The sequence below is a fragment of the Nocardioides sp. P5_C9_2 genome (genome assembly GCF_054049555.1).
Map to the genome: position 1 here is coordinate 1 of NZ_JBFUMD010000498.1, position 4,364 is coordinate 4,364.

Annotated in this window: 5 protein-coding genes; 3 read left to right on the plus strand and 2 right to left on the minus strand. The window is 70.8% G+C overall.

Going from position 1 to position 4,364, the window contains the following annotated elements:
- Positions 1-258 precede the first annotated feature (258 nt).
- Both ftsX and ftsE read right to left on the minus strand, forming a co-directional pair.
- Positions 259-1,170 (minus strand): permease-like cell division protein FtsX, encoded by a 912-nt coding sequence (ftsX, locus tag ACXJKL_RS18740; RefSeq protein ID WP_457208516.1) that lies wholly within the window; start codon positions 1,168-1,170, stop codon positions 259-261.
- 69 nt (positions 1,171-1,239) lie between these two features.
- The gene (ftsE, locus tag ACXJKL_RS18745; protein ID WP_457208517.1) at positions 1,240-1,929 is read right to left on the minus strand and encodes a cell division ATP-binding protein FtsE; all 690 of its coding nucleotides are present in this window, start codon (positions 1,927-1,929) and stop codon (positions 1,240-1,242) included.
- 92 nt (positions 1,930-2,021) lie between these two features.
- Between ftsE and ACXJKL_RS18750 the strand changes: the two genes are divergently transcribed.
- The 3 genes from ACXJKL_RS18750 to ACXJKL_RS18760 form a co-directional block, all read left to right on the plus strand.
- Positions 2,022-2,687, plus strand: coding sequence for a hypothetical protein (locus ACXJKL_RS18750; RefSeq protein WP_457208518.1), 666 nt, complete (start codon positions 2,022-2,024; stop codon positions 2,685-2,687).
- Between the two features lie 115 nt (positions 2,688-2,802).
- A complete protein-coding gene (locus tag ACXJKL_RS18755) occupies positions 2,803-3,819 on the plus strand; it encodes an ABC transporter substrate-binding protein (RefSeq protein ID WP_457208519.1) in 1,017 nt (338 codons plus the stop codon).
- A partial coding sequence (locus tag ACXJKL_RS18760) for an ABC transporter permease (RefSeq protein WP_457208520.1) occupies positions 3,816-4,364 on the plus strand: 549 nt, incomplete at its 3' end. The genes ACXJKL_RS18755 and ACXJKL_RS18760, both read left to right, overlap by 4 nt.

The window sequence follows — 4,364 nt, forward strand, 5'->3', positions numbered from 1 at the left end:
GCACGCAGCCGCTTGCTGGAGTGGTCGAGGTCGTCGTGCGCATGGTCGATGCTCTTCTCGACCTTGTGCTTCTTGTCCTTGAGGTCGTCGCTCTTGAGGACGTGGGCGGATGCATAGGGGACGGAGACGGTGCCCACGACGAGGGCAGCAGCGGCGGACGCTGCGGCCATGCGGCGGTGGGCGGTACGGGGGAAGGAACGCACCGGGAGGCCTTTGGTTGTTCGGGGAAGAGAACGGACCGAAGGTAACCCGCGCGGATCAGACTTTGAGGTATTTGCGCGTCAGCACGAGTGTCGGGAGCAAGGTGAGCAGCGGCCCGAGGACGGCGACGGCGCCCAGGGCCACGACGTACTCCGGCATCCCGATCCACGGCATGAACTTCAGCTGGTCACTTCCGCGCTGCTCGATGCCGAAGTACATGAAGGCCCCGAGGGCCCCCGCGGCCAGCACCACGCCGATGATCGCGGTCACCAGGGCCTCGAGGAGGAAGGGCAACGCGATGTAGAGCGTCGAGGCGCCCACCAGCCGCATGATGCCGATCTCCTTGCGTCGGGCGAAGGCCGCCAGCCGGATGGTGTTGCCGACGAGCAGCAGGGCCGCGAAGACCAGGAAGGCGGCCGTCCCGAGGGCCACCCACTGCAGCATGTTGATCGAGCCGATGATGGGCGCGATCACCTTGCGCATGTCGCGCACCTGCGAGACGCCGTCGAGGCCCTCGACGGCACTGGTGATCCCTTGGTACTCCTCCGGGTCCTTGAGCTCGATCCACACCGACTCGGGGAGGTCCTCGGCCGTGGCCGCGGGATTGGGGCCCTCGAACCGCTCGGGCCCGAGCAGCTCCTTGATCTTCTCGAAGGCCACCTCCTTGCTCTCGAAGTGGTAGTCGGCGACCTCCGGGTTGTCCTGGACGACCTGCTCGATCTCGTCGCGCTGGGCGTCGGTGACCTCACCGGCACAGGCCGGGTTGCTGTCGTCGGCGCGGCACAGGAACACCGTGATCTGGAGCTGGCTGCCCCAGTGGTCGGCTGCCTTGGTGGCCTGCTGGTTGAAGAGGACCCCGAGGCCGACGAGGGTCAGCGACACGAACAACGTCAGGACCACCGCGAGGTGCATCGAGAGGTTGCGGCGCAGGCCCTGGCCGAGCTCGGAGAAGACGTAGCGAAGCTGCATGGGTCACTTTCGGTTGGGACAGGGTCAGTGCAGGCAGGATCAGTTCCGGCGGGGTCAGTTCTGGCGGGGTCAGCTCTGGAAGCCGTAGACGCCCTGGGCCTGGTCGCGCACGACGCGACCGTCCTCGAGCTCGATGACCCGCTTGCGCATCTGGTCGACGATGCCGGCGTCGTGGGTGGCCATGACCACCGTGGTGCCGGTGCGGTTGATGCGGTCGAGGAGCTTCATGATGCCCACCGAGGTGGTGGGGTCCAGGTTGCCGGTGGGCTCGTCGGCGATGAGGATCATCGGCCGGTTGACGAAGGCGCGCGCGATCGCGACCCGCTGCTGCTCGCCACCGGAGAGCTCGTCGGGCATCCGGTCGCCCTTGCCGTCCAGGCCGACCATCTCGAGGGTCTCGGGGACCAGCTCGGCGATGTCGCTGCGGGAGCGGCCGATGACCTGGAGCGCGAAGGCGACGTTCTCGCTGACCGTCTTGTTGGGCAGCAGCCGGAAGTCCTGGAAGACCGTCCCGATGTCGCGACGCAGCCGCGGCACCTTCCAGCTGGCCAGCCGGTTGATCTCCTTGCCGGCGACGTAGACGCGTCCCGAGGTGGGGCGGTACTCACGCAGCACGAGGCGCAGGAAGGTCGACTTGCCCGAGCCGGAGGAGCCCACGAGGAAGACGAACTCCCCCTTCTCCACGTCGACAGACACCTGGTCGAGCGCCGCATGGGGGTGGCCGGGGTAGGTCTTGGTGACCTGGTCGAAGCGAATCACGCATGCGAGGCTACGCGCCGCGGCCCAACGCCTCCGATTCGGCGCACCGGACGCGTGGCGGGGTGGTCGGAGGTCACATCTAGGGTGACGACGTGAGCAGCCGACGTCGTACGACGCCCCGCCCGCGCCGCGGTCGGGTGACGGTCGCGCTGCTGGGGATCGTCGCCGTGGTGGTGACCGCCCTGGCCATCGTGCTGGGCCGCGCCGTGCTGGTCGACGGGCCGCCGAAGGAGCCCGTCGCCGCCCCCACGCCCACGCCGGGCGCCACCGCCACTCCGCTGGCCGACTACGACCGCGAGGACCTGACCCTGGTGCGGGCTCCCTTCTGCGGGCGCGTCTCGGCGGAGTCCGCCGCCCTCGCGATCGGCGTGGACGCGGCCGACCGCCCGGTCGCGTGGCGGCCGGGGATGAAGGTCCCCGGCACCGGGTCGCTCGCCAACGAGTGGGGCTGCTCGGTCGGTGCCGGCCCGGCCGGGGACGTCACGGCCTCGGCGTGGGTCTTCGGCACCCCCGTGGGCGAGGCCCGGGCGCGGGAGTGGGCCCGGGCCGCCGGCCGCGGCGACTGCACGCGCAAGAACGTCCCCGAGATCGGCTCCCCCGGGGTCGTCGTCACCTGCTCCGACGGGAGCGGCAAGCACACGACGTACGAGGGGCTCGTCGGCGACACCTGGCTGGCCTGCCGGATGACCGGCACCGGGGACGCCGAGCGGGTCGGCCGCTGGTGCGTCGTCGTGCTCGAGGCGCTGCGCGCCGGCTGAGACACCCGTCTCATGGTGCGCGAGTCGGCGTGCAGTCCTGGTCGCAATGTGTATAACTTTAGGTGACTTAGTCATATTCAAGAGGAGAAGACATGCACCCCCCGGCCTCGTCCCCGTGGCCGGCCTCGTCCTCGCCCTGACCACGCTCGTCGGCTGCGGTGCCGAGGCGCAGGGTCCCCGCCTCGAGCTGTCGGCCGCCGTGCCCGACGAGGTGCCGGACGGCACGGTCCTCCGGGTCGGCGACCCGGCCACCGAGGTCGCCCTCGAGGCCTCCGGCCTGGGCGACGAGCTCGACGTCGAGGTCGAGTGGGCCAACATCACCGGTGGCCCCAAGACCCTGGAGGCGTTCCGCGCCGACGCCATCGACGTCGGGTCCGTCGCCGACATCCCGCCGCTCTTCGCCCAGTGGACCGGCACCGACATCAAGATCATCGCCGCCCGCGAGACGGTCGACCCGCTGGAGCACCCGACGTACGAGCTCGGCGTCGCGCCCGGCGTCAAGGTGTCCAGCCTCGAGGACCTCGAGGGCAAGTCCATCGCCTACAGCCCCGGCCAGGCGCAGGGCGCCCTCGTGCTGCGCGTGCTCGCCAAGGCGGGGCTGACCCAGGACGACGTCGAGCTGGTCGAGATGGCCAGCGTCGACGACGCCTACGTCCTGGCGCTGGGCAGCAAGCAGGTCGACGTCGCGCCGCTCGGCCAGTCGCTGGTCGGCAGCTACCTCGCCAAGTACGAGGAGGACGGCGGCACCACCGTCAAGCCGGGGGTGCGCGACGACGCCTGGACCCTCTACACCCCGACCAGCGTGCTGCAGGACGCCGACAAGGCCGCCGCCCTCCAGGACTACGTCGAGGTCTGGGCCAAGGCCCAGCAGTGGATCTCCGAGCACCCCGAGGAGTTCGCGCAGGCCTACTACGTCGACCACGAGGGCCTCTCGCCAGAGGACGCGACCCGCATCACCGAGGCGCTCGGCGAGTTCGAGGTGCCGACCAGCTGGGACGACGTCATCGCCCGGCACCAGGAGACCGCGGACCTGCTCGCCGAGGAGCAGGACCACGAGGAGCTCGACGTCGCGGACCTCTACGACCGCCGCTACGAGAAGGCCATCGCCACCGCCCTCGGGGCCGGGCAGTGACCGCGGTCGCCGAGCGGCCCGCGACCCGGACGGCGTACGACGAGCGCGTATTGCGGACCCGACTGCGGCCGGGACGGCGCATCCGGTTCGGGTTCTGGATCGGCCCGGCGGTCCTGCTCGCGGCCTGGTGCCTCGGCTCCGCCACCGGCCTCCTGGACGAGCGCACGCTCACCGCCCCGTGGACCGTGGTGTCGACCGCCGGCGACCTCATCGCCTCGGGACGCCTGCAGGAGAGCATCGCCACCTCGGCGGTGCGCGCCGTCCTCGGCCTGGCCCTCGGCGTGGTCGTCGGCACGGTGCTCGCGGTCGCCGCGGGCCTGTCCCGGGTCGGCGAGTCGCTCATCGACGGGCCCGTCCAGGTCAAGCGCTCCATCCCGAGCCTGGCGCTGATCCCGCTCCTCATCCTGTGGCTGGGCATCGGCGAGCCCATGAAGGTCATCACCATCGCCCTCGGCGTCCTCGTGCCCGTCTACATCCACACCCACAACGGCCTGCGCGGCATCGACGAGCGGTACGGCGAGCTGGCCGAGACCGTGGGCATCTCC

Bases quoted from the DNA above. Each gene is read 5' to 3' on its own strand.
- ftsX (WP_457208516.1), bottom strand. From the start codon at position 1,170: ATGCAGCTTCGCTACGTCTTCTCCGAGCTCGGCCAGGGCCTGCGCCGC.